The organism is Streptococcus hyointestinalis, from assembly GCF_011039275.1.
In the GTDB taxonomy this organism is placed as follows: Bacteria; Bacillota; Bacilli; order Lactobacillales; family Streptococcaceae; genus Streptococcus; species Streptococcus hyointestinalis_A.
Genome location: NZ_JAAKGB010000001.1, coordinates 1,974,421 through 1,995,076, shown reverse-complemented (window position 1 = coordinate 1,995,076; position 20,656 = coordinate 1,974,421). Strand labels below are relative to the sequence as shown.

At 42.9% G+C, this 20,656-nt stretch carries 27 protein-coding genes; all 27 read left to right on the top strand.

Going from position 1 to position 20,656, the window contains the following annotated elements; all coding sequences use genetic code 11:
* The first annotated feature begins 44 nt into the window (after positions 1 to 44).
* The 27 genes from G5B60_RS09930 to G5B60_RS09800 all read left to right on the top strand — a co-directional run bounded on the left by G5B60_RS09930 (position 45) and on the right by G5B60_RS09800 (position 20,652).
* Positions 45 to 419, top strand: a complete 375-nt coding sequence (locus G5B60_RS09930; RefSeq protein ID WP_164683846.1) for a hypothetical protein — start codon at positions 45 to 47, stop codon at positions 417 to 419.
* Positions 420 to 563, top strand: a complete 144-nt coding sequence (locus G5B60_RS09925) for a hypothetical protein (protein ID WP_164683845.1) — start codon at positions 420 to 422, stop codon at positions 561 to 563.
* Positions 564 to 572: 9 nt separating this feature from the next.
* The gene (locus G5B60_RS09920; RefSeq protein WP_164683844.1) at positions 573 to 917 is read left to right on the top strand and encodes a DUF1372 family protein; all 345 of its coding nucleotides are present in this window, start codon (positions 573 to 575) and stop codon (positions 915 to 917) included.
* On the top strand, positions 914 to 1,144 hold the full coding sequence (locus tag G5B60_RS09915) for a hypothetical protein (RefSeq protein WP_164683843.1): 231 nt from the start codon (positions 914 to 916) through the stop codon (positions 1,142 to 1,144). Before G5B60_RS09920 ends, G5B60_RS09915 begins: the two co-directional genes overlap by 4 nt.
* Positions 1,145 to 1,423: 279 nt before the next feature.
* Positions 1,424 to 1,828 (top strand): DUF1492 domain-containing protein, encoded by a 405-nt coding sequence (locus G5B60_RS09910; RefSeq protein WP_164683842.1) that lies wholly within the window; start codon positions 1,424 to 1,426, stop codon positions 1,826 to 1,828.
* Between the two features lie 125 nt (positions 1,829 to 1,953).
* Entirely contained in the window at positions 1,954 to 2,436 is a 483-nt protein-coding gene (locus G5B60_RS09905; protein WP_164683841.1) for a terminase small subunit, read from the top strand.
* 2 nt (positions 2,437 to 2,438) lie between these two features.
* Positions 2,439 to 3,731: a PBSX family phage terminase large subunit gene (locus tag G5B60_RS09900; RefSeq protein ID WP_206225096.1), complete on the top strand. Its 1,293-nt coding sequence runs from the start codon at positions 2,439 to 2,441 to the stop codon at positions 3,729 to 3,731.
* 9 nt (positions 3,732 to 3,740) lie between these two features.
* Positions 3,741 to 5,246: a phage portal protein gene (locus G5B60_RS09895; RefSeq protein WP_346773329.1), complete on the top strand. Its 1,506-nt coding sequence runs from the start codon at positions 3,741 to 3,743 to the stop codon at positions 5,244 to 5,246.
* A 4-nt stretch (positions 5,247 to 5,250) separates the two neighbouring features.
* The gene (locus G5B60_RS09890; protein ID WP_164683840.1) at positions 5,251 to 6,972 is read left to right on the top strand and encodes a phage minor capsid protein; all 1,722 of its coding nucleotides are present in this window, start codon (positions 5,251 to 5,253) and stop codon (positions 6,970 to 6,972) included.
* The gene (locus G5B60_RS09885; RefSeq protein ID WP_164683839.1) at positions 6,969 to 7,151 is read left to right on the top strand and encodes a 4-hydroxy-3-methylbut-2-enyl diphosphate reductase; all 183 of its coding nucleotides are present in this window, start codon (positions 6,969 to 6,971) and stop codon (positions 7,149 to 7,151) included. Before G5B60_RS09890 ends, G5B60_RS09885 begins: the two co-directional genes overlap by 4 nt.
* A gap of 146 nt (positions 7,152 to 7,297) precedes the next feature.
* Positions 7,298 to 7,876, top strand: a complete 579-nt coding sequence (locus G5B60_RS09880; RefSeq protein ID WP_164683838.1) for a phage scaffolding protein — start codon at positions 7,298 to 7,300, stop codon at positions 7,874 to 7,876.
* 28 nt (positions 7,877 to 7,904) lie between these two features.
* Positions 7,905 to 8,729: a N4-gp56 family major capsid protein gene (locus G5B60_RS09875; protein WP_164683837.1), complete on the top strand. Its 825-nt coding sequence runs from the start codon at positions 7,905 to 7,907 to the stop codon at positions 8,727 to 8,729.
* Positions 8,730 to 8,739: 10 nt separating this feature from the next.
* Positions 8,740 to 8,886 (top strand): hypothetical protein, encoded by a 147-nt coding sequence (locus G5B60_RS09870; RefSeq protein WP_164682035.1) that lies wholly within the window; start codon positions 8,740 to 8,742, stop codon positions 8,884 to 8,886.
* A 3-nt stretch (positions 8,887 to 8,889) separates the two neighbouring features.
* Complete coding sequence (locus tag G5B60_RS09865) at positions 8,890 to 9,090, top strand: hypothetical protein (RefSeq protein ID WP_164683836.1); 201 nt, start codon at positions 8,890 to 8,892, stop codon at positions 9,088 to 9,090.
* Between the two features lie 14 nt (positions 9,091 to 9,104).
* Positions 9,105 to 9,509: a hypothetical protein gene (locus tag G5B60_RS09860; protein WP_164683835.1), complete on the top strand. Its 405-nt coding sequence runs from the start codon at positions 9,105 to 9,107 to the stop codon at positions 9,507 to 9,509.
* Entirely contained in the window at positions 9,499 to 9,834 is a 336-nt protein-coding gene (locus G5B60_RS09855) for a putative minor capsid protein (protein WP_164683834.1), read from the top strand. Before G5B60_RS09860 ends, G5B60_RS09855 begins: the two co-directional genes overlap by 11 nt.
* Positions 9,834 to 10,193, top strand: coding sequence for a minor capsid protein (locus G5B60_RS09850; RefSeq protein ID WP_164683833.1), 360 nt, complete (start codon positions 9,834 to 9,836; stop codon positions 10,191 to 10,193). The genes G5B60_RS09855 and G5B60_RS09850 overlap by 1 nt, the downstream gene beginning before the upstream one ends.
* Positions 10,193 to 10,591: a minor capsid protein gene (locus G5B60_RS09845; RefSeq protein WP_164683832.1), complete on the top strand. Its 399-nt coding sequence runs from the start codon at positions 10,193 to 10,195 to the stop codon at positions 10,589 to 10,591. The genes G5B60_RS09850 and G5B60_RS09845 overlap by 1 nt, the downstream gene beginning before the upstream one ends.
* Positions 10,592 to 10,594: 3 nt before the next feature.
* Positions 10,595 to 11,059, top strand: coding sequence for a phage tail tube protein (locus G5B60_RS09840; protein ID WP_164683831.1), 465 nt, complete (start codon positions 10,595 to 10,597; stop codon positions 11,057 to 11,059).
* Between the two features lie 55 nt (positions 11,060 to 11,114).
* Positions 11,115 to 11,474, top strand: a complete 360-nt coding sequence (locus G5B60_RS09835; RefSeq protein ID WP_164683830.1) for a hypothetical protein — start codon at positions 11,115 to 11,117, stop codon at positions 11,472 to 11,474.
* Positions 11,475 to 11,477: 3 nt separating this feature from the next.
* Positions 11,478 to 12,059: a Gp15 family bacteriophage protein gene (locus G5B60_RS09830; RefSeq protein ID WP_164683829.1), complete on the top strand. Its 582-nt coding sequence runs from the start codon at positions 11,478 to 11,480 to the stop codon at positions 12,057 to 12,059.
* Between the two features lie 14 nt (positions 12,060 to 12,073).
* A complete protein-coding gene (locus tag G5B60_RS09825) occupies positions 12,074 to 15,805 on the top strand; it encodes a tape measure protein (protein ID WP_164683828.1) in 3,732 nt (1,243 codons plus the stop codon).
* Positions 15,802 to 16,518, top strand: coding sequence for a hypothetical protein (locus G5B60_RS09820; protein WP_164683827.1), 717 nt, complete (start codon positions 15,802 to 15,804; stop codon positions 16,516 to 16,518). The genes G5B60_RS09825 and G5B60_RS09820 overlap by 4 nt, the downstream gene beginning before the upstream one ends.
* On the top strand, positions 16,515 to 18,047 hold the full coding sequence (locus tag G5B60_RS09815) for a phage tail protein (RefSeq protein WP_164683826.1): 1,533 nt from the start codon (positions 16,515 to 16,517) through the stop codon (positions 18,045 to 18,047). Before G5B60_RS09820 ends, G5B60_RS09815 begins: the two co-directional genes overlap by 4 nt.
* Positions 18,044 to 19,513, top strand: coding sequence for a metallophosphoesterase family protein (locus tag G5B60_RS09810; protein ID WP_164683825.1), 1,470 nt, complete (start codon positions 18,044 to 18,046; stop codon positions 19,511 to 19,513). The genes G5B60_RS09815 and G5B60_RS09810 overlap by 4 nt, the downstream gene beginning before the upstream one ends.
* A gap of 14 nt (positions 19,514 to 19,527) precedes the next feature.
* A complete protein-coding gene (locus tag G5B60_RS09805; protein ID WP_164683824.1) occupies positions 19,528 to 20,253 on the top strand; it encodes a hypothetical protein in 726 nt (241 codons plus the stop codon).
* A gap of 15 nt (positions 20,254 to 20,268) precedes the next feature.
* Positions 20,269 to 20,652 (top strand): phage holin family protein, encoded by a 384-nt coding sequence (locus G5B60_RS09800; RefSeq protein WP_164683823.1) that lies wholly within the window; start codon positions 20,269 to 20,271, stop codon positions 20,650 to 20,652.
* Positions 20,653 to 20,656 lie beyond the last annotated feature (4 nt).

Here is a 20,656-nt window from a genome sequence, read left to right as displayed (position 1 = left end):
TGACTATCAAACAACAATATACGATTTTTTGGAGGACAAACATAATGACTAAAGGAAATAAACCAGTACCAGCAGTATTTGTAAAACAGAACTTAGAAGAGTTTACCATCGAGTTACACCACATGGCAAAGAATGAGATGCGCAAAAGTCTGATGAACAAAGATAAAGAAACTTTTGAGTTGGCAAATGTTATTCATAATGTTTCTCATGGCTTGATTGACATCTTAAAAGGAAAAACAGCAGAAGAGGCGCTTGAGCGTATCTTTGAAGATGAAGAGGCTGACGCTGTTGTTGGTGCAATCGCTTTAAACCTTAAAACAGGCGATTTCCAGGGTATCGAGAACATCGAAAAACCAGAACTGAAAAAGCAGCTTGCCTCTGCTTTGAACCAACTCACTAAAAAACTGGAGGATGAGTAGATGGGGTGGCTTGTGCAGATACAGAAATACTCTGAAAAAGGTCTATTGACCTATGAAAGCTACAAATTTGAGACCAAAGAAGAAGCGGAACGCTTTAGAAAAACCTTGCAAGTGCATTCTGAACTTTTGCATATCAATAAGTGAGGTGGTGACATGACTGATAAAAAGTTAGTCGGCTTAGTGCTGTCAGTCCTAGCTTTATCCCTATCAACATTCAACTTGGGGATGCTAGTATCAAAGCAGTATTATAAGCCGCAGGTTGTCGCTTTGCAAAAGCAAGTAAAGCACCTCAAAGCCAACAAGTCCACCATCATCTATCAGACTGATAATGTAGGTGGCTCTCTAGTCGGCAAAGTGACCGGTAAACAGGTCATTGATGGCTATTACACAGTGACCGCCGGCGCTTACGGAAAGTTTCTGGTCACAAAAGAACAGTATGACAGCATCAACGTTGGCGATGATGTACCAGAGTATTTGAAAGGTGGAGTTAATAGATGACAGAGAGTGCAAAATTAACCAAAGAAGATATTAGAAACATGAACCTTAAAGAGTTTAGTAGTTTGTCTAAAGCTGTTAATACAAGTCTTACAGGTATGGTTATGTCTATTACAGTTCTTGCTCTTCAAGATCCGCAATATAGCAAGGAAGAAGTAGAGAATTTTCGTAATTTAATTTCTGTATATGTTGATTTCTTGGAGGAAGAATATATTGATAGTAAATTTTGAGGAGGTAACTGAAAATGAATAAGCGTCAAAAGAAAAAGCACCTTTTAAAGGGCTTGAGCCGTGAAGAACGATATGAGCGGACACATTGCCCCGTGTGTAAGGGCAATATGGGCTTATTCGACAGTTATTTCAACAGCTATGGATTTTGCTGCGATACTTGCGGGTACGAGTATTACGGCATTTCAAGACCTTAGGAAAGGGGCAAACTAAAAAAGCCGTGATTACTCACGACAATGTTAAAGCATATCTTTCATATTATTATAACATGAAAGGGTAATCATGAGCAAAGCGTACGATATTTTAAACGAACTCAAAATGCTGACGCCGTATATTCAAAGTTTGGAAGATGAGCGTGAGCAGTTGAGAGCGTCACTCTTGACCAGTCCAAAAATCAGCGATATGAAAGTCGCAGGCGGTATTAAGCGCAACGTTGATGATTCATACATTAGTATGCTTGGCATTGATGAGGAACTTGAAGCAGCGCTCAAACGTAAACGAGAGCTGACTGGATTACTTAAGCAATTACCGCATGAAGAAGGGTTGGTCTTGAGAATGGCGTTTATTAACAGGTACAGTGAATATGAAATCCGAGACCGATTGCGTATTGGTCGCAATAGGTACTATCAACTGAAAAAAGGTGGTATCAAAATGCTAGACGAGATTTTACTAGGTGGTACAAATTAACACTAATTAACACTAATTAACACTAATCAACACATTGCAAAGTGTTATTATAGTATCATCAAAAAAAATGAAAGTAAGGCACATGGGCGTCTTACTTTTTTGTGTCAGAGGAGGTGGTCTAGTGAGTGGCTAAATTAACCCCAAAGCAAGAGTTGTTTGTCCAAGGGATAATCGCTGGACTATCTCAACGGCAAGCATACAGGAAAGCCTACAAAGCTGATAAGATGAAAGATGAGACTGTTGATAGCAATGCTTCACGTTTACTTCAAAACAGCAAGGTTTTAGCAAGGTATCGTGAGTTGCTCAAACAGTTCTCAAACATGTCTCTCTGGTCACGAGAGCAGGCTTTCAATGAGTATGAGTGGCTGAAAAACAAGGCAAAACAAGCGATTGAAAACGAAGGTGTTAAGCAGGCAAATGCTAACGCCTTTTTAGCTGCTGTGGATGGTATGAACAACATGGCGTTTAAAGAGCTTGAACTTGAGGATAAGAAGCTGGTGCGTGAGATTGAACTCTTACAGGCTAAGTTGGACGCTATCAAGGGTTCTAAACCAGATACAAGACTTATGGAAGCATTGCTCAATGCAGTGGAAGGAGATGACAAATAGCTATGAATATTGTTTTTTCAAGCAAACAGAAGGACATCATCAGACGTCCTTTTAATTATGAGCTGGAGGTCAATGAAGGCACTCCCCGAAGTGGAAAAACAACGGCTGGTCATTTTCGTTATACTAGGTACTTGATTGAGTCTGAGGACGAAAATCATCTGGTGTCAGCTTACAACCAAGAACAGGCTTATCGTCTTTTTATCGATGGTGATGGGACAGGTCTCATGCACATCTTTGATGGCAACTGTCAGATTAGGCATGATGAGCATGGCGATCATTTGCTGATTGAGACACCTAAAGGGACTAAGCGTGTTTACTACAAGGGTGGTGGCAAGGTCAATAGTGTCGGTGCTATCACAGGGATGTCGCTGGGTTCGGTTGTCTTTTGTGAGATCAATCTGCTCCACATGGATTTTATCCAAGAGTGCTTTAGACGGACATGGGCGGCAAAGCTACGTTATCACTTAGCAGACCTCAATCCGCCAGCGCCTCAACATCCAGTCATCAAAGAAGTCTTTGACGTGCAAAACACCCGCTGGACACATTGGACCATGGATGACAATCCTATCTTGACGGAAAAGCGTAAGCGTGACATCATCACGAGCTTAAAGAAGAACCCTTATCTCTACAAGCGTGATGTGCTGGGGCAGCGTGTCATGCCACAGGGGGTCATCTACGGCTTGTTTGATATGGAGCGCAACATCAAGGACAGTCTCCTTGGTGAGCCTATCGAGATGTATTTTACAGCGGATGGTGGGCAGTCAGACGCAACATCTATGAGCTGTAATATCGTCACAAGGATACGAGAGAATGGCAAGGTGACCTTCAGGCTCAATCGAGTGGCGCATTATTACCACAGTGGAGCAGAGACTGGGCAAATCAAAGCCATGTCAACCTACGCTCCTGAACTTAAGCAGTTCATGGACTGGTGCACCAAAAAGTATCAGCTGCGCTATACCGATGTCTGGGTCGACCCTGCCTGTAAATCGCTGCGTGAGGAATTGCATAAGATTGGTATCATGACCAGAAAAGCCATGAACAACGCTCATGATGTTAACAGCAAGTCCAAGGGTATCGAGGTGGGGATTGAGCGTGGGCAGAATATCATCTCTGACGGGCGCTTTGTTCTTGTCAATCACAGCGAAGAGGAGTATGACCACTATCATTTCTTGAAAGAAATTGGTCTCTATAGTCGTGATGATAAGGGCAAGCCCATAGATAAGGATAACCACGCTATGGATGAGTTTCGCTACAGTGTCAATGTCTTTGTGACTAGGTACATCAACTTTATTTAGGAGCTAGAGATGGGAGTTATCCAAACGATTAAGAATTTCTTTACAAGGAGTAAGTACGTCATGACTGCACAGCATTTATCGGTGATTACAGACCACCCTAAAATCGCTATCACGTCTGAAGAATATCACCGCATTTTGGAGAACCTGCGCTATTATCAGAGCAAATGGGATGATATTAAGTATCTGAACACGGAGGGCGAGACCAAGAAGCGCAAACGCAATCATTTGCCGATTGGGCGAACAGCTGCGAAAAAGATTGCTAGTCTGGTTTTTAACGAACAGGCTGAAATCAAGGTTGATGATGAGAAAGCTGACGCTATTATCCAAGAGCAGTTGCAAAACGACCGCTTCATCAAGAATTTTGAGCGCTACCTTGAGAGTTGTTTAGCTCTGGGTGGGCTTGCTATGCGTCCTTACGTTGACGGTGATAAAGTTCGTGTAGCTTTCATTCAAGCGCCAGTCTTTTTCCCTCTGCAGTCCAACACTCAGGACGTGTCTAGTGCGGCTATTGTGACTAAGACAGTCAAAAGCGAGGGCAACAAGAACAAATACTACACCCTCATCGAGTTTCACGAGTGGGACAAGGATGATAAGTACATCGTGACAAACGAGCTCTACAAGTCTAGTAGTCAGAATGTGGTGGGTGACAGAGTACCACTTGCTGAACTCTACGAGGACTTGGAAGAAGTGGCGGAGCTGACAGACATGAGTCGTCCTCTCTTCACCTATCTCAAGACCCCAGGCATGAACAACAAGGACATCAATAGCCCTTTAGGACTGTCTATCTTTGACAATGCGACGTCTACCATTGACTTTATCAATACAACTTATGACGAGTTTATGTGGGAGGTCAAGATGGGGCAGAGACGTGTTGCGGTGCCTGATAGCATGATACGGATGAGTGTGCAGGGCGAGGGTGGTGACGTCAAGTTCATCAAGCGCTTTGAGTCTGAGCAGAATGTCTATCAAATGCTTGGCGGTGAGGACAGCCATGTCACTATCACAGACCTAACAACCCCTATCCGCTCTGATGACTACATCACGGCTATCAATAAAGGGCTAAGTCTTTTTGAAATGCAGATTGGTGTGTCTGCTGGCATGTTTACCTTTGACGGTAAGAGCATGAAGACAGCGACCGAGATTGTCTCTGAAAACAGCGACACTTATCAAATGCGTAACAGCATTGTTAGTTTAGTCGAACAGTCACTAAAAGAGCTGGTTGTTTCTATGTGCGAGCTTGGTAAAGCCTACGGTCTCTACAAGGGCAATATTCCAGACATGAGTACTATTAGCATTAACCTTGATGATGGGGTCTTTACAGACCGAAACGCAGAGCTGGACTACTGGGTCAAGGTGGTAACGGCCGGTTTTGCGCCTGACGTGATGGCAATTGAAAAGGTGCTCAATGTGACACCAGAGGAAGCCAAAGAAATCAAGGCTCAAATCAGTGGTGATGTGCTTGACAGTAGCAACGATGAGCGTAGCGATGATGACGTAGAAGTGTATGGAGAGTAGCTAGATGGCTGATGACAAGAAGAAACCAATCAAGCTCAACGATGAGCAGCTTATGCTTGATGCTAGCCAAGTGGCAGACATCTATCATCAGCTGACGCTTGACTTATTTGACCAAGTCGTAGACCGCTTGAAAGAACGTGGCTCTGCTAGTCTTGACGATAACCCCTACATCTGGCAACTGGAGAAGATGAACGAAATGGGCTTGCTCAATGACGCTAATCTCAAGCTCATTGCGGAGCGTTCTGGGATAGCTGAAGAGCAGCTCAGATATGTCATCCAAAACGAGGGCTATAAGGTCTACACAGACACTAAGCAACAGCTTCTAGAAGCGACTAAAGGCGGAGAGTTTGTTCATAACTCCCTCATTCAGACCAATCTTGCTGCTTATGTCAATCAGACTATGGGAGATATAAATAACCTCATCAACACCACTCTGCCTAAGAGTGTGTTAGGAGCTTATCAGTCCATCATCGAGGAAGCTACAGCAAAGGTGATAACGGGGCTAGCAACGTCAGACAAGGCTATTTCTGATACGGTCATGAAATGGGCTAAAAAAGGCTTTTATGGCTTTACAGATAGCCAAGGCAAGCACTGGCGAGCAGATACCTACGCTAGGCAGGTCATCAAGTCCACGGCTTGGCGTGTCTATCGTGAGGTCAGAATGTCTGCAGCTGAAGAACTTGGTATAGATACCTTTTACTACTCTAAGAAAGCGACAGCTCGTGAGATGTGTGCGCCATTGCAGCATAGGATAGTCACTACAGGCGTTGCTAGGACGGAGCACGGCGAGCGTATTTATGCGCTATCTGATTACGGATACGGCACAGCTGGAGGTTGTCTAGGTATCAACTGCACGCATGAAGTCACGCCTTTTGTCGTTGGTGCAAACTATAAGCCTGATTTACCCGATGAACTAAAAAACTTAACACCTGAGCAGGCTATCGAAAATGCCAACGTACAGGCTAAGCAAAGAGCTCTAGAGCGGTCTATCAGACAGTCCAAGGAGTTTTTACATGTAGCTGAAAAACTGGGTGACACGGAGCTTATCGACAAGTACAAGCACAAGGTCAGAATACAGCAGGGCGCTATGCGAGACTACCTCAAACAGCACCCGTTTCTCCACCGTGATTATGCGAGGGAGAAGTATTATACCGACCCTTATAATCAAGCTAAGAAAGAGGTTGAGCTTAGGGTACGTCAGGAAAAAGTGACCAAGGAATATGAGCGAGCCAAGGAACTTTTAGGGGAAAAAGCACCAAAATCATTGTCAGAATTTAAGAAAATGGGATATAATAACACTAGAGGGTACAGGCAAGTATTGCTCAAGTCTGACTTGCAGGAACAAATCAACAACGGCGAGCTATCTTTGGTTATCAATCAGGACAAGCAAAATAGACACGCCAAGAACCACAAGGCCTATGCTGATTATGTCTCAAGCAATAAGAGCAAAAATAAGCCGATACCTGGTTATATCACAGTAGACAATGATACTGTCCAGAAGATTATCAATGACAATTACCTGGACGGTACCATAGTCAAGCGTCAGAAAGGGCAGTATAGCTCTATTATCAAGATTGACACTAAGAGTGGTGTTGCATATAGTCGCTCAGACCTAGCTGGAGCTTATCCAACAGAGACAGATGAGTTTACTATTCACATTTCCAAAGCTACTACTCACCTAGTGCCAAAAATGCCAAGCGACAACAAAGAGGGAGGTACTCAATGAAATTATGGGAATATGTAAATAAAACAGTCCGCCTAGTATTAGTTGATGGCACCTCTGTCATTGGAAAGGTGCTTGATTGGTATGATGGAGTTGATTTAGATGGTGATGATGAAATCGTCATAGAAGACTACTCATATCCAGAAAGTAGTATTAAGCAAATTGAAGTTATCAGCACTTAGTATAGACTAGGTGCTTTTCTTAATTCAAAAATCATCAAAATTTATATTAAGCATTCGAGTTATCGAGTGCTTTTTCTTTGCCCTGGATATGGCGTAAAAGTGTCTGTATTTCAGTCCCTCGTGACGTAAAACAAAGGAGTTAAGGCATGAGTCTTAAACGTGAGATGTTGGTTGACGCTGGTATCACAGATAATACTGTGCTGGATAATATCATGCAAGCGTACGGTGCAGGTATTGAAAATGCTAAGTCACAGGCTAAGTCTGAGCTACAGGCAGAAAACAACAGCTTAAAAGAACAGCTTGAGCAACAAACACAGACTATCAAGGACTTGCAGGACAAGGAGGGGGTCAGTGCTGAACTGAAGCAGCAGCTAGAGGACATCAAGACCCAATTTGACACCTACAAGACAGATAGTGAGTCTAAGCTTGCTCAAGTGCAAAAAACAAACGCTGTGGCGCTTGCTTTGAAAGATGTAGGGGCGCACAACTCAGAGGACTTGATGAAGTTTATCGACCTAGACAAGATTGAGCTAGGCGAAGATGGCAAGCCCATGCTTGACGAGACCATCAATAGTCTCAAGGAGTCTAGTCCTTACTTATTCCAATCGCAAGATGAGCCGCAGCCCAACCCTAAAATTTCTGTAGGAGGTAACCCAGCCGCTGATAGCGGAGATAACCTCAGTGCAGAAGATAAAGCCTTATTTGCAGGCTTTGATAGTGTGTAATTCAAAATAAAGAAAAGAGGTAACTCACATGGTCGTAAACTATGCAGCTAAATTTGATACTAAAGTAGATGAGCGCTTTACCAAAGAAGCCCTCTCAACTGGTATTATTAACCAATACTTTGACTTTACTGGCGTTGATACAGTAAAAGTGTACTCTGTGCCAACGACAGGCATGAATGACTACCAACTTAGTGGTCAAAATCGCTATGGTACTGCAGAAGAGCTGGGTAACACCGTTCAAACAATGGTGCTAAAAAAGGACCGTTCTTTCACATTCACTATTGATAAACGCTCTCAACAAGATACAAATGGTGTCATGGAAGCTGGTAAAGCTCTTGCTCGCCAATTGTCTGAGGTCGTTATTCCTGAAATTGATACTTACCGTTTCGCTACGGTGGTGGCAGGCGCAGCTCCTGAACACATCAAGACTGAAGCGATCACAAAAGAAAATGCTTATGAAGCTATCTTGGATGGTCAAGTAGCTTTGACAGACGCTCTTGTTCCTGTCGCTGGTCGTGTACTGCATGTATCGCCTACTTTTTACAAGCTCATTAAACTTGACCCAACATTTGTCAAAAATTCTGACCTTGGTCAAGACATCACTATCAATGGTCAAGTGGGTATGATTGACGGTTTGCCAGTGGTGCTAACGCCGTCATCACGTTTGCCAAAAGGTGTAGAGTTCTTGATTGCTCATCCAGCAGCTACCACATCACCTGTTAAACTCGAGGACTACAAAGTGCACGATAACCCACCAGGTATTAACGGTCAACTCGTTGAAGGTCGTATTCGCTACGATGCTTTTGTTCTTGACAATAAGAAAAAAGCTATCTATGTGCATAAGTCTGCTTAGGAGGTAAACAATGCCTAGAAAAAAATCTGAAGAAGTGGTAGAGTCCGTCGCTGTTCGGAACTCTGTCACGCTTTCTAAAAATGGGGTGACATTTGAATTGTCTAACCCCATCATGATTTCGGCTTTTAAAAATCAAGGCTATGAAGTGGAGGAGTAGGCAATGGCAAAATACAGAGCAAGGTCAAATGTTGTCTTTATTATTGACGGTAAAGAAACAGCATTTGACGAAAATGTTGAGTACGATATGGAAGTTAAGATGGCTGATAAACTGAACGCCAAAGGGAAAGTGACGCACCCTGAACTCAGCCCTTTCCTTGTTCGTACTGACAAAGATGAAAAGAAAACCAAGGCGGATGAATAACACCGCCTTTTTGATTGGAGGTGGTTGTTATCGTCTATTTAACCAAAGATGAGTTTTTAGACTTGGGCTTTGATGAGGTTGAGGATTTTGACAAACTGGAAAAACGAGCTGAGATTGCCATCAATCTCTTTTTAAATGGTTTTTACGACTTTGTAGACTTTGAGAAAGAGATTGAGCACAGAAAGAAAGCTGTAAAGCTAGCGACTGCTTTTCAAGTGGCTTATCTGGATGTTAGTGGCATCATGACAGCGGACGATAAACAGTCGCTGTCTAGTGTGTCTCTAGGGCGAACGTCTGTCAGCTATCAAAACAGCGCTCACAGCGATTTGGAGAGTGCTCGGTATAATCTATCGCTGGACGCCCTAAACGCTCTTAGAAGCGCTGGATTTGGCTACAAGGGGGTCAGCTATGATAGATAAGCGAACACTCATCGACACAGTGACTATCCAAAAGCCATCAGACCAGAAAGACAGCTGGGGTAAGGTCGTTTTAGCAGACAAAATCACACTTAGCCCTGTCCGCTTTGACAGGCAGTTCAGTGTCCAAGGTACGCAAAATAACCGTAAGGAATCGAAACCTAGTGTCTTGTTTGTCTATCCCAAATACTGCCCTGTGGTACTAGATGATAGTTTTGAGAATGCCATTGTCAACGATGGCAAACGTGACTACAAAGTGACCTCTATCATTCCTGTCAGTTACCCACACAAGCAGAAAATCTTTTGTTATGAAGTGGAGTGTGTCTAATGGGAACGACTGTATCGGTTAAAATTGACCTCAAAGGAATTGAGAAAAAAGTCAGTCCGCAAGCTTTTGCAAAAGGACAGCTTGCTATTGCTAGTCAAATGAAGATGGATATGCAGCCTTTTATTCCACGAAAAAGCGGAGAGTTGAGCGGTAGCGGTCAGGTCAGTCGTGATGGCGTCAAGTATCCTGGTCCCTATGCTAGAGCACAGTTTTACGGCTCTAGCTATAATAAAAAGCGGAGCTTTGTCTTTAAGAAGTACACCACGCCTGGAACTGGCAAGCGGTGGGATTTGAAGGCCAGCGCTAAACACTTGAAAGACTGGGAGCGGGTCGGTCTAAAAGCTATGGGAGTAAAATAATGAAAAACATTGACTTTATAGAGCGTCTTAGAGATAAGATAAATGCTCTTGACTTAGCCATTGAAGCAAGACTAGATTATCTTGATGAAAAAGAAGGATTAGTGATTTATGCTCTTCCTGGGGGAAAAGTTGAGGACGAGGACTTAGCTGGTACTCAAACAGTCAGCTTGCCTTATGAGATAGCTATTAAATCACAAGACCAAGCCTTAAATAATGTCATCTTATGGCAAATCAACGCAGCACTATCCAGCTTTGACTTAAACCTTGATAGCTCCAATGGTTCATACACTTTTTTGAATTTGACGGTGGAGGCACCATCGCTAAATGACTTGGATGAACAGGGTTTCTATGTCTATCTGCTTGATGTGACTGCACGTTTAGAAATTGAAAGGAAATAACATATGTCTAAAAAGAAAAATGCACTACGCAAACACTACATTGCACCATATGATCCAGAACATCCAGATACTGTGCCAGAAGAAAGTGCTTATCTTTGGCTTGCTAAAGGTCTGAAAGAATCTGCGCCAGAAATTGATGAAGATACAGATGACGCTGCTTACTTTGATGGAGATGGTACATCTGAAGAAATCGTCGTTAGTAAACGCCGCGGGCGCTCTTTTGAAGGTCATCGAGACTACAGTGACGCAGCTCAAAATTATGTGGCTGATTTGGAAGATGCAATCGGTGATGAACTGCTCTGCTGGTACAAGGAAGTTCAAGCTGATGGCAAACAACTTAAAGAAGGTCCAGCTCGTCTCTCTGAAATTGAAATCGGTGATGGTGAGGCGTCTGAATTTGAAAGTATCAAATTTAAGATTACTTGGATTAAAAAACCAACGAAAAAAGCAGTTGTATCTGCAACCTAATAAGCAAGCTGGCTAAATGCCAGCTTTTATTTTTGTAAAGAAGAGGTATGAAAATATGGTAGTCATTAAAAAACGTAGCAATATTATTCCGATTGATTTTGGAGAGTTTCAACTTGAGTACAATGTCAATGATAAAGGTGTTAATAACCTTGAAAAGTACACAGAGAACCTCAAAAAAGAATGGGACAATATCCAAAAATTACCAGATAAAGAAGCACAAAAAGCGGGTTATGACCTTGTCAAGAAAAATTGGGTTGATTTGTTTGGTGAAGAAGCATTTGCAAAAGTTTATGCCTTGGCCGGTGATGACAGTGTCATTACTCTTGATTATCTCATGCAGACGTTGATTGGTATCCCTAAAGAATATGAGTCCCGCAACTCTGCAGATGTTATTAAGAAATATTTGGAAGATTAGCCTATGTTAGATTTATCAAGGAAATTAGTTGATGAGCTAGTCCTTGATGATGTGACCTATCCTCTTAATTTGTCTTTTAACAAAGTGCTGCGTATGTTTGACATGTGGGAGGATGATGAGGTGCCAGATTATGTCAAACCTCATTTTGCTTTGAGGATATTGACGGGTGAAAAGTTTGAACAATTGACAGCTCAAGAGGCTATGGATGTGTTTGAACAAGTCTTTGATGAGCATATTCAGATTAAGAAAGCGATTGAAGAAGTGCCTGAGTATGATTTGGCAGGTAATGTCATGAAACCTGTTAAAGCTGGGACTAGCACTAAAAAGAAGCGTGTTTATAGTCTCAAATATGACGGCGAGTACATCTATGCGTCTTTTATGCAGGCTTATAAGATAGATTTATTTGAGCAGCAAAATAAACTGCACTGGAAGAAGTTCAATGCTTTGTTAGCAGGTTTACCAGAAGGGACTAAGCTTATCGAGGTCATCAAAATTCGCTCTTATGAGCCACAAAAAGGGGATACGCAGCGCCACATTGATGAAATGAAGGAACTGCAAGAAGAGTACCGCTTGCCAGATGATTAGAAGGAGGTGGAGAAATGGCAGATGGTTCTGTTACCATCAAAGTTGATTTAGATGGTTCTGACGCTCAATCAGGTGTCAGTAGATTAAAGCATTCGTTAAATGGACTAGAAGGAGCAGGCTCAAAGGTTGGGTCTGTTTTTAAGTCTGTCCTTGGAGCCAACTTGATTTCTTCAGCTCTGACGACTGGCGTTAGTACAGTTACAAATGGCGTACGTGACATGATGAGCGAGCTGAATAGCTCGCAAAAGGCTTGGAAAACCTTTGAGGGCAACTTACAAGCTTTCGGTCGGTCTGCCGATGAAATCAATGCGGCAAAGACGGAGATGCAGGATTTTGCGACTAAGACTATTTACTCTGCCTCTGATATGGCGAGTACTTACTCACAGTTGGATGCTGTGGGTACTAAAAATGTGGGTAGTCTTGTCAAAGCCTTTGGTGGTCTTGCTGCTTCTGCTGAAAATCCAGCACAGGCGATGAAATCTCTATCAACCCAAGCAACACAAATGGCAAGTAAGCCAAAAATCGCTTGGATGGACTTTAAAATCATGATGGAACAAGCACCAGCTGGTATGGCGGCAGTTGCTAAAGAAATGGGCATGTCAACGGCTGAGTTGGTGTCAGCGGTACAGGATGGTAAGGTCAACACCGAAGATTTTTTCGATGCTATGAACCGTGCAGGGAACTCTGACGCTTTTCAAAAGATGGCGACAGAGTTTAAGACGGTTGACCAAGCTATTGATGGTGCTAAGGAAAGTCTATCTAATAGCTTGATGCCTGCCTTTGAACAGCTCAATAAATTTGGCATCAAAGCGGTTGTAGCGATTAGTGATGCTTTGGAAAAGATTAACTTTGACAAGTTGGCGTCTAATCTAGGCGATTTTCTAGGCAAGATAGATGTTGCAAAAGGAATTGAAAACATCCAACAAGCCTTCAAAACGGTCTTTAATCCACTGTTGTTAGTGAAATTTCAGTCTGCTCTAGATAGTGTTAAGGGAGCTATTGGCTCTATCGGTGATGCTCTACAATCGGCAGGTGGTAGTACAGCTATCTTTTTGACAATTTCTAATGTGATAGGAGCAGTTTTAAATACTATTTCTGCAGGTAATCAGATTTTCCAAAAATTCTTGACTTCATTCACGCAGACAGGAGCAGTTAAGGCGTTGAAAGCAGCTTTTGATAGCTTAGTTTACGCTTATACCAACGTCATCAACAGTATCACGCAGTCATCTGCTTGGTCTATGCTCGGGACAGTCATTGGAACGGTTGTAACATGGATTTCTAAGGCAGTTACTGCCTTTGGGAACTTTGTAGCTAGTCTGCCATCTGGCGTTATTTCCACACTGACCACTGGCTTAGTTGGTTTAGTAGCAGGCTTTAAGGCTTTCAATTTCTTGAAGTCGTTTAACCCGTTTAGTCTTTTCAAAAAGAATGCAACGAGTGGTGTCAGTGGTGCTAGCTCAGCTGTTAAGTCAGCAGGTAGTGGCATGGTCTCTATTGTTAAAAGTTTGGGGAAAAGCGTTGCAACTGCTGCTAAGGGCATAGGTTCAGGTCTTGCCTCCGCTTTTCGTGGTATTGGTCAAGGTCTCGCTATGGTCAATCCTGTTACAATTGCAGCTTTAGCGGCTCCTATTTTGGCACTTGGAGCAGCCTTCGCACTTATGGGCATGCAAGGACAAGGCATAGCCACAATTCTGCAAGGTGTAGGTAGTGTAGTAATCAGTGTTGGTACAGCTATCGGAACTATCTTGAACATGGCTATACAAGGTTTAGCCAACGCTTTGGTAATTGTGGCACCAGTTTTACCTATAATAGCGCAGTCTTTTGCTATGCTGTCGCCCTTAGTGATGGCAGCTGGTGTGGCTATTAGCATGATTATCAGCTCCTTTAGTAGTTTAGCACCTGTTATCACAGCGCTGGGTACAGCACTAAGTCAAGTTATTACAGCTATTAGCTCGGGTGTGGCTCAGATTGTAACGGCGGTGACGCCGATTATCCAAATTATCGCCAATGCTTTTGTGGCGGTTGTGCCTGTCGTGGCAGGGGCTATTGTGCAAATTGTGCAAGCCCTAGCGCCTTTCATTCCAGCGGTGACACAGATGGTGCAGGCGACAGCTCCAGTCTTGACTGGTATCGTGGACGCCTTTAACAATCTCATCAGTCAAATTTCGCCGATTATTGACAGTATCTCTAATCTCTTCAAGACGCTTGGTGAGCAGATAAGCTCTATTCTAGATAGTGCTCGTGGTGTGATTGAAAGCTTTGGAGGCGCTATTCGCAATGTCCTTGATGGTGTGGCTGGTATCTTTGATAGTATCGGAAATGCTGCTAAAAATGCAGGTCAAGGGGTTAAGCTCATGGCGCAAGGGGTGAAAATCCTTGTGGATTTAAACTTAGGTGACTTGATTGGAACATTAGCAGCAGTCGCAGGTGGTCTTGGTGCTATTGCTGCTTCTGGTATCGTTAGTGCGGGACCTGGTTTACAGCAGGCTGGTCAAGGTCTACGTCTGATAGCGCAGTCTGCCCAGCAGGCTAGTCTAGCTATGATGACCTTGCCAACGGCTCTCACGGTGTTTAGTGCATCGCTTACCACTATACCAGCTCAGCTTTCAACTATCACAAATAGCTTCACAACTTTTGGCGCTTCACTAGCCTTGGCATTTGCTACCATCCCAGCCACGCTTACCACAGTGACAGCTAGCTTCATGGTCTTTTCAAGCTCTGTGACAAGCTCGCTGGCAGGCTTTAGCATGCTGACGTCTGTGTCTGGTGTCTTTCAAGCTAGTCTAGGCGTTATCTCTGGCTCGCTTGGTGTGGCTACGGCAAGCATGTCTGCTTTTGGTGGTGAGGTCAGAGTTGTTGTGTCTAGCATGTCCTCTCTGGGAGCTAGTGCCAGTGCAGCCGCTAGCGCAATGGCTGGCATGAGCGCTGGTATCAGTGGCTCTCTGTCAGCTGTGGTTACGACAGTAACCTCTGCAGGGAATAGGATGGTGACGGTCATGCAAGCCAGCATGAACCGCATTGTGACTGTGGTGCGTAATGGTATGACAAACGCTTCTAGTGCTGTTCGAAATGGTGCTAGTCAGATGGTGTCAGCTCTACGCTCTGCTGGGGCACAAATGGTTACAACGGCGCAATCTATGGTTAATCAAACAGTCAGTGCTGTTCGTAACGGACGCAGTGCTATGCAGTCCGCTGGTCAGTACATGGCGCAAGGTCTCGCTGTCGGTATGCGCTCTGCTCTTAGTGAGGTCACTCGAGCAGCTAATGAGCTTGTCGCTCAAGCAGAAAAAGCAGCCAAAGCAAAAGCTAAAATCAACTCGCCATCTCATCTGTTTCGTGATGAGGTCGGCTTTTGGATTGGTGCTGGTATCGCTAAAGGTATTGATAACAGATCCAAAGAGGTCAATGCTAGTCTTGATTTCATTCGTGAGCAGGTCAATGGCTTTAATTTACGCATCAATGACGTTTTGGGTGCTTCAACGGCGCAACTCTCTAGCCAAATCAAGCTAGAAGCTGTCCGCACCAAAATCCCACAAGCTGCTCAAAACAAAACGCAAAACACCTTTAACGCTCAAAATATCGGCTTATTACAGGACATGCTGGATAAGTTTGACAGACTGCAAGAGGCGGTAGAAGCTGGTCAAGTCATTATGATGGATACTGGAGCGCTAGTAGGCGCAACGTCCGCTGATATGGATGTGGCGTTAGGACAACGTTTAGACATGGAAAGGAGACGCTCATTGTGATAACACCAATCAAAGAGTACATCGAGTTTGGTCACTTTAACACAAAAGACTATGGGCTTTATCTGGAGAGTCGTAATGCGCCAACACCTGAAGAAAAAGAGATTATTGAGGACATCCCTTTATTACAGGGCGTCCTTGACTTCTCTATGATTTTGGGTGAGCGGATTTTTAAGACACGAGAGATTGAGTATGAGTTCAAGCTACCAAACACTGCTTACGAAGAGAGGAAAGTGGTGGAGCGCCGTATTAAGCAGTTACTCATGTCGTTTGGTGAGCAGAAGCTCTATGATACGCATGATAATGGCTATTTTTGGCTAGGAAAGTGCAAGTCTGTCTCTGTCAAACACGATCCGGGCAAGCGCAACTTTATCGCCACTATCATATTCACAGTCTATCCTTTCATGTTTACCTTGAGTAATTACTTTGATGATGTGTGGGATAGTTTTGACTTTGACGACGGTATCGCAGGTTTTACCAAGTACACTATCAACGGCTCAAAGGAGCTGACTCTTATCAATACCAGTGACAACACTGTAGCCCCAGAAGTTGCAGTGTCTAGTGCTATGACGCTGGAACTTGATGGGTCTAGCTATGACTTCTTAAAAGGCACAGCGACACACTTTGTCATGGGACTAAAGCCTGGTATCAATAAAATCAAAGTGACCGGTAACGGCACTGTGTCTATTCGATGGAATGCGGAGGTGATGGGATGAGAACTGTTAGAGCAGGTTATCGTGTGCGCTATTGGGATAGCGTTGATGACAGGACGCCCAAAATATTACATGAGCCCTTGACAAGTAAATCCGATAAGCTGTCCAGTGGTAAAATCAGTCATGCGCAAAATGCAGCGGATACTTTTACCTTTAAAATCTCCACGCAAAACAGCTATTATCAAAAGTTGCAAGTCATTGTTGGCATTATCGAGGTGGAGAATATCTTTGATGGCTCTATTGAGTTTAGAGGACGTATCTTAGAGATTTCGGGCGAGATGTCAAGCGCTGGACTCTTTTATCAAGAGGTGACTTGTGAGAGCGATTTGGGCTATTTAAACGATATGACTCTTGCTTTCGAGAAAAGGGTTAATAATGGACCAGGGGAGTATCTCAGGCACATCATCTCTTTTCATAATAGCCGTGTTCCGCAACACAAAAAGTTTCACATTGGTACTGTGACGATGAACAAGGAGGATGGGTCAGACGCTCCTTACCTCTATACAACCTATGAGAGCACATGGGAGGCTATTAAGAACCGCTTGATTGATAAGTATGGTGGTTATATTGTGCTAAGACAGACCGAACGTGGGAATTATATTGACTATCTTAAAGAAGTCGGTGAGCACAAGACCTCACCTATCCAACTTGGTAAAAACATTAAGTCCGCTACTCGGAACATTTCCCTAGCAGATATGATGACCCAAATTGTGCCAATTGGAGGTGACTTAGATACGCAGCAGGAGGAAGAAAGCTCGTCCACAGACATTATTAGACCGCAGGTCAACATTGGTCCAGTTAATGGTGGGGCAATGAGCTTGTCAGACAATGACTTGATAGCTCAATTTGGCATTATTCGCAAGGTCGTTGTTTGGTCGGGTATCACAGACCCTGCTATCTTAAAATCTCGTGGCGAGCAGTACCTCAAAACGCAAAAAGTAGCGCTAGCCAACTGGAAAGTATCAGTGGTTGATAGGTCTTTGATTGACAAACGCTACGAAAAGTTTGAACTCAATAATTACCACCCCATCATCAATGCGCCACTGTCTGGTATCGAAGAGTTGCAGATTATCGAAAAAGAGATTGATATTCTCAATCCTCAAAGTGTCGAGCTGACCATAGGCGCTGACAAGCTTACTATGTCTAGCTTTAACTTGCAACAGCAAGCTGCTAAAAAGTCGATGGAAGCCCTCTTACAGAATCAGTTGGCTGAGCGTAAACAAGCAGAACAAAAGCTGGCAGAAGCGCAAAAAGAGCTGGGAAAGCAAATGGTAGAGGTCAGCAAAGCAACGACAAGGACTGCTTTAGAGGCTAGTCTGAGCCAAACTAAAACCTTGCTGTCTGCTGAAGAACAAAACCATCAGACGCTTACATCAGAACTGGAACGCTATCAGTCGATGGAGGGGAATTATGAGTCTAGCATTGCTCTCTTGCAAGTACAGCTAACGACATCACAGACACGCATTGATAATTACAAGGTGGTCATCAATGAGATCAATACTAAATTAGGTAAATTGGAGGGGAACAATTGACAAAATACGATTTTAAAGATTTAAAGGCACTTGTAGGAGAAGAAGCCCAAAATAATGATAATTATTATCGTGACCCTAACCATGTAACGACTATTGAAGATGAGATTGCAAACGGAAAACGTGATTCATTGTCGACAAAGTTGGCTCAATGGGTACGCCAAAAGAAATATGGTATTGATGTGCGGGAAGCAATAGCACGATTCATTGAATGGATTTCTGTACAAGTAACAGGCATGAAAGTTGAATACGAAAGTATTGTCGAGAGTCAAAAGAATTTCGTTAATCGGTATGAGGCACAGATTGCAGGTAATACGGATTTGAATGAAATTATTGATGCTCGGGGAAATTTTAATTTACTAGGAGAACGTATGAATGCAATTGATTTTACTAATAATCGGAAGATTGAAGCCTATGTAAAGGATAATAGTACTGAAGTTGGAGGAATATTTCCAGACTACGCAGAGAGTGCTCTTAAAGGCTTAGCTGGAGATTTAAGGTCATCTACGGTAAATATTGGTTTTATTACCGATAATCACCATCAACTAACAAGTTACGCTCCAAATTCGTTAAGACATTATAGCTATATCGCTAAATTGTCACGTTTGGGTAAATTAGATGCTATTGTAGCTGGAGGCGATAATATCAATGGTTACTATGATAGAAATCAGATTTTAATAGAAATGCGACAAGTCACAAGCACACTTTTTAATCGTGCTGCAGCTCAAACTGATGTTTTCTTCGCAATGGGGAATCATGATACTGGAATTGGTCAAAATGGGAAAAATAAACCAGGTACAGCTTTATCAGTAGCTGAAGTTAAGAATTTTTATCAAACGAGTTCTCTCATCTATGACGAGGTTCGCCAAGGAGACAGCCTTTATTGTTACAAAGATTATGCTAAACAAAAGCTGCGTATGATTATTCTTGATTCTTTTGACTTGCCAGAAACTTTGAATAATGATGGTACTTACAAGTATAATTTTTTGGAACAATCTGGTTTTAGTGGGAAACAGTTGAAATGGCTAGCTGAGGAAGCTTTAATCCTGCCAGATAATTCTTGGCATGTCATTATTTTTACGCATGCTTGTATCTCGGGTGGTTTAGACACTATCATGCAGTATAATACAGCAGAACTACTGAAAATTTTAAATTCATTCCAAAAAGGTGAGATGCTGACGTTGAGTGCTAGCAATAATGAACTACCAGTTAGTTTATCCGTTGATTACTCTAGTCAAGGACCTGGTGTTATTGTAGGTGTTGTCAGCGGACATCATCATAACGATAATATTATTGATTTTGCTGGTTTTAAGAATATCGAAACAGCAGCAAGTCTCTGTCATGGTATTGGACGGACTAAAGATACTAGCAGTGAGGACGCTTGGGATGTATTTATGATTGATACAACTCGAAGAAGTGTATCTATTCGTCGGTTTGGCTATGGGAGCAATCGTCAGTTTACATATTAGAAAAGGAGAAATTTATGGCAAATGTACTAAAAGGAACAAAATTAGCAGAAGCTGTTTCTAAGACAATCGGTCAAATCAACGAACATGTAGGATCTAACGGCACAGGAATTCACCTACCCGCCACAACAGAGCGTGATGGCTTTTTATCCTCGACAGATAAGAAGCATCTAGATTGGAAAGGACGATATGCTAAAACGGTTGAGAATGGTACTGACATTTTGGGTTTAGATATGGGAGTTTATGTTGGCCGTAGTCTTGTCAATGCGCCATCTTCTGTTGATGGTAGTTTAGTATTAGTGAAAATAACAGGGGCAGGAGGGGGTCAATTTAAACAAATTGAGTTCACATGGCTATCTGCTAACAAAACCTATATACGCACCATTTATTCAACTATTGACACAGGGTGGAAAGAAGGAGGTTGGCAAAATATTAACCTCAATGCAGGTTGGTCCGGAACGGCTAGAGCACGAGTTGTTAATACTGGTGTCTTAAATTTGGTTGAGGTCAATCTTGATATTTCAAAATCAGGTACAGTCACAGGAGAATTCGGAACTTTGCCAGAAGGCTGTCTCAATACGTCTGGTAAACAAATGATTTTTCAAGTGGCTGGATTTAGAGGGAATTCACTATACACCCCCTTAGCTTGTCGTGTGGATACAGCACACAAATTAACCCTATTTTCACAAGGAAATACAGAGGCCTATGCCAAAGCTACAGGAAATTTTATGTTTTTTAATTAAGAAAGTGAGGAAAAGATGGAACATATTCCAACAACAATTGACATAATGCGTTTCTTTTACATTTACCAGTCTGACATTTGGATTTGGGTGGCGATTGGGATGGTTTTTTTGGATATTGCCACAGGTCTGATTAAGGCGTGGGTCACTAAGGTTATCAACTCAAGTATAGGTATCAAAGGTTTAGGCAAGCACTTTACAGTGATTTTGTTCAGCATTTTTGTTTATCCAATTATGGTGTACCTGACCTTTGAAGAGGCAGCGTGGGCAATGCTGGCACTGATTGCGGTGACTTATGCTATCTCTATCATCGAGAACTGTGTTGTACTAGGAATGCCAATTCCTAAATTTGTCGTGAAACGTTTGGAAAAGGTGAAAGAAACTATTGATCCAGAAGAATAGGAGA

Bases quoted from the DNA above. Each gene is read 5' to 3' on its own strand.
- G5B60_RS09930 (WP_164683846.1), top strand. From the start codon at position 45: ATGACTAAAGGAAATAAACCAGTACCAGCAGTATTTGTAAAACAGAAC.
- G5B60_RS09925 (WP_164683845.1), top strand. From the start codon at position 420: ATGGGGTGGCTTGTGCAGATACAGAAATACTCTGAAAAAGGTCTATTG.
- G5B60_RS09920 (WP_164683844.1), top strand. From the start codon at position 573: ATGACTGATAAAAAGTTAGTCGGCTTAGTGCTGTCAGTCCTAGCTTTA.
- G5B60_RS09915 (WP_164683843.1), top strand. From the start codon at position 914: ATGACAGAGAGTGCAAAATTAACCAAAGAAGATATTAGAAACATGAAC.
- G5B60_RS09910 (WP_164683842.1), top strand. From the start codon at position 1,424: ATGAGCAAAGCGTACGATATTTTAAACGAACTCAAAATGCTGACGCCG.
- G5B60_RS09900 (WP_206225096.1), top strand. From the start codon at position 2,439: ATGAATATTGTTTTTTCAAGCAAACAGAAGGACATCATCAGACGTCCT.
- G5B60_RS09895 (WP_346773329.1), top strand. From the start codon at position 3,741: ATGGGAGTTATCCAAACGATTAAGAATTTCTTTACAAGGAGTAAGTAC.
- G5B60_RS09890 (WP_164683840.1), top strand. From the start codon at position 5,251: ATGGCTGATGACAAGAAGAAACCAATCAAGCTCAACGATGAGCAGCTT.
- G5B60_RS09885 (WP_164683839.1), top strand. From the start codon at position 6,969: ATGAAATTATGGGAATATGTAAATAAAACAGTCCGCCTAGTATTAGTT.
- G5B60_RS09880 (WP_164683838.1), top strand. From the start codon at position 7,298: ATGAGTCTTAAACGTGAGATGTTGGTTGACGCTGGTATCACAGATAAT.
- G5B60_RS09875 (WP_164683837.1), top strand. From the start codon at position 7,905: ATGGTCGTAAACTATGCAGCTAAATTTGATACTAAAGTAGATGAGCGC.
- G5B60_RS09870 (WP_164682035.1), top strand. From the start codon at position 8,740: ATGCCTAGAAAAAAATCTGAAGAAGTGGTAGAGTCCGTCGCTGTTCGG.
- G5B60_RS09865 (WP_164683836.1), top strand. From the start codon at position 8,890: ATGGCAAAATACAGAGCAAGGTCAAATGTTGTCTTTATTATTGACGGT.
- G5B60_RS09855 (WP_164683834.1), top strand. From the start codon at position 9,499: ATGATAGATAAGCGAACACTCATCGACACAGTGACTATCCAAAAGCCA.
- G5B60_RS09850 (WP_164683833.1), top strand. From the start codon at position 9,834: ATGGGAACGACTGTATCGGTTAAAATTGACCTCAAAGGAATTGAGAAA.
- G5B60_RS09845 (WP_164683832.1), top strand. From the start codon at position 10,193: ATGAAAAACATTGACTTTATAGAGCGTCTTAGAGATAAGATAAATGCT.
- G5B60_RS09840 (WP_164683831.1), top strand. From the start codon at position 10,595: ATGTCTAAAAAGAAAAATGCACTACGCAAACACTACATTGCACCATAT.
- G5B60_RS09835 (WP_164683830.1), top strand. From the start codon at position 11,115: ATGGTAGTCATTAAAAAACGTAGCAATATTATTCCGATTGATTTTGGA.
- G5B60_RS09830 (WP_164683829.1), top strand. From the start codon at position 11,478: ATGTTAGATTTATCAAGGAAATTAGTTGATGAGCTAGTCCTTGATGAT.
- G5B60_RS09825 (WP_164683828.1), top strand. From the start codon at position 12,074: ATGGCAGATGGTTCTGTTACCATCAAAGTTGATTTAGATGGTTCTGAC.
- G5B60_RS09815 (WP_164683826.1), top strand. From the start codon at position 16,515: ATGAGAACTGTTAGAGCAGGTTATCGTGTGCGCTATTGGGATAGCGTT.
- G5B60_RS09805 (WP_164683824.1), top strand. From the start codon at position 19,528: ATGGCAAATGTACTAAAAGGAACAAAATTAGCAGAAGCTGTTTCTAAG.
- G5B60_RS09800 (WP_164683823.1), top strand. From the start codon at position 20,269: ATGGAACATATTCCAACAACAATTGACATAATGCGTTTCTTTTACATT.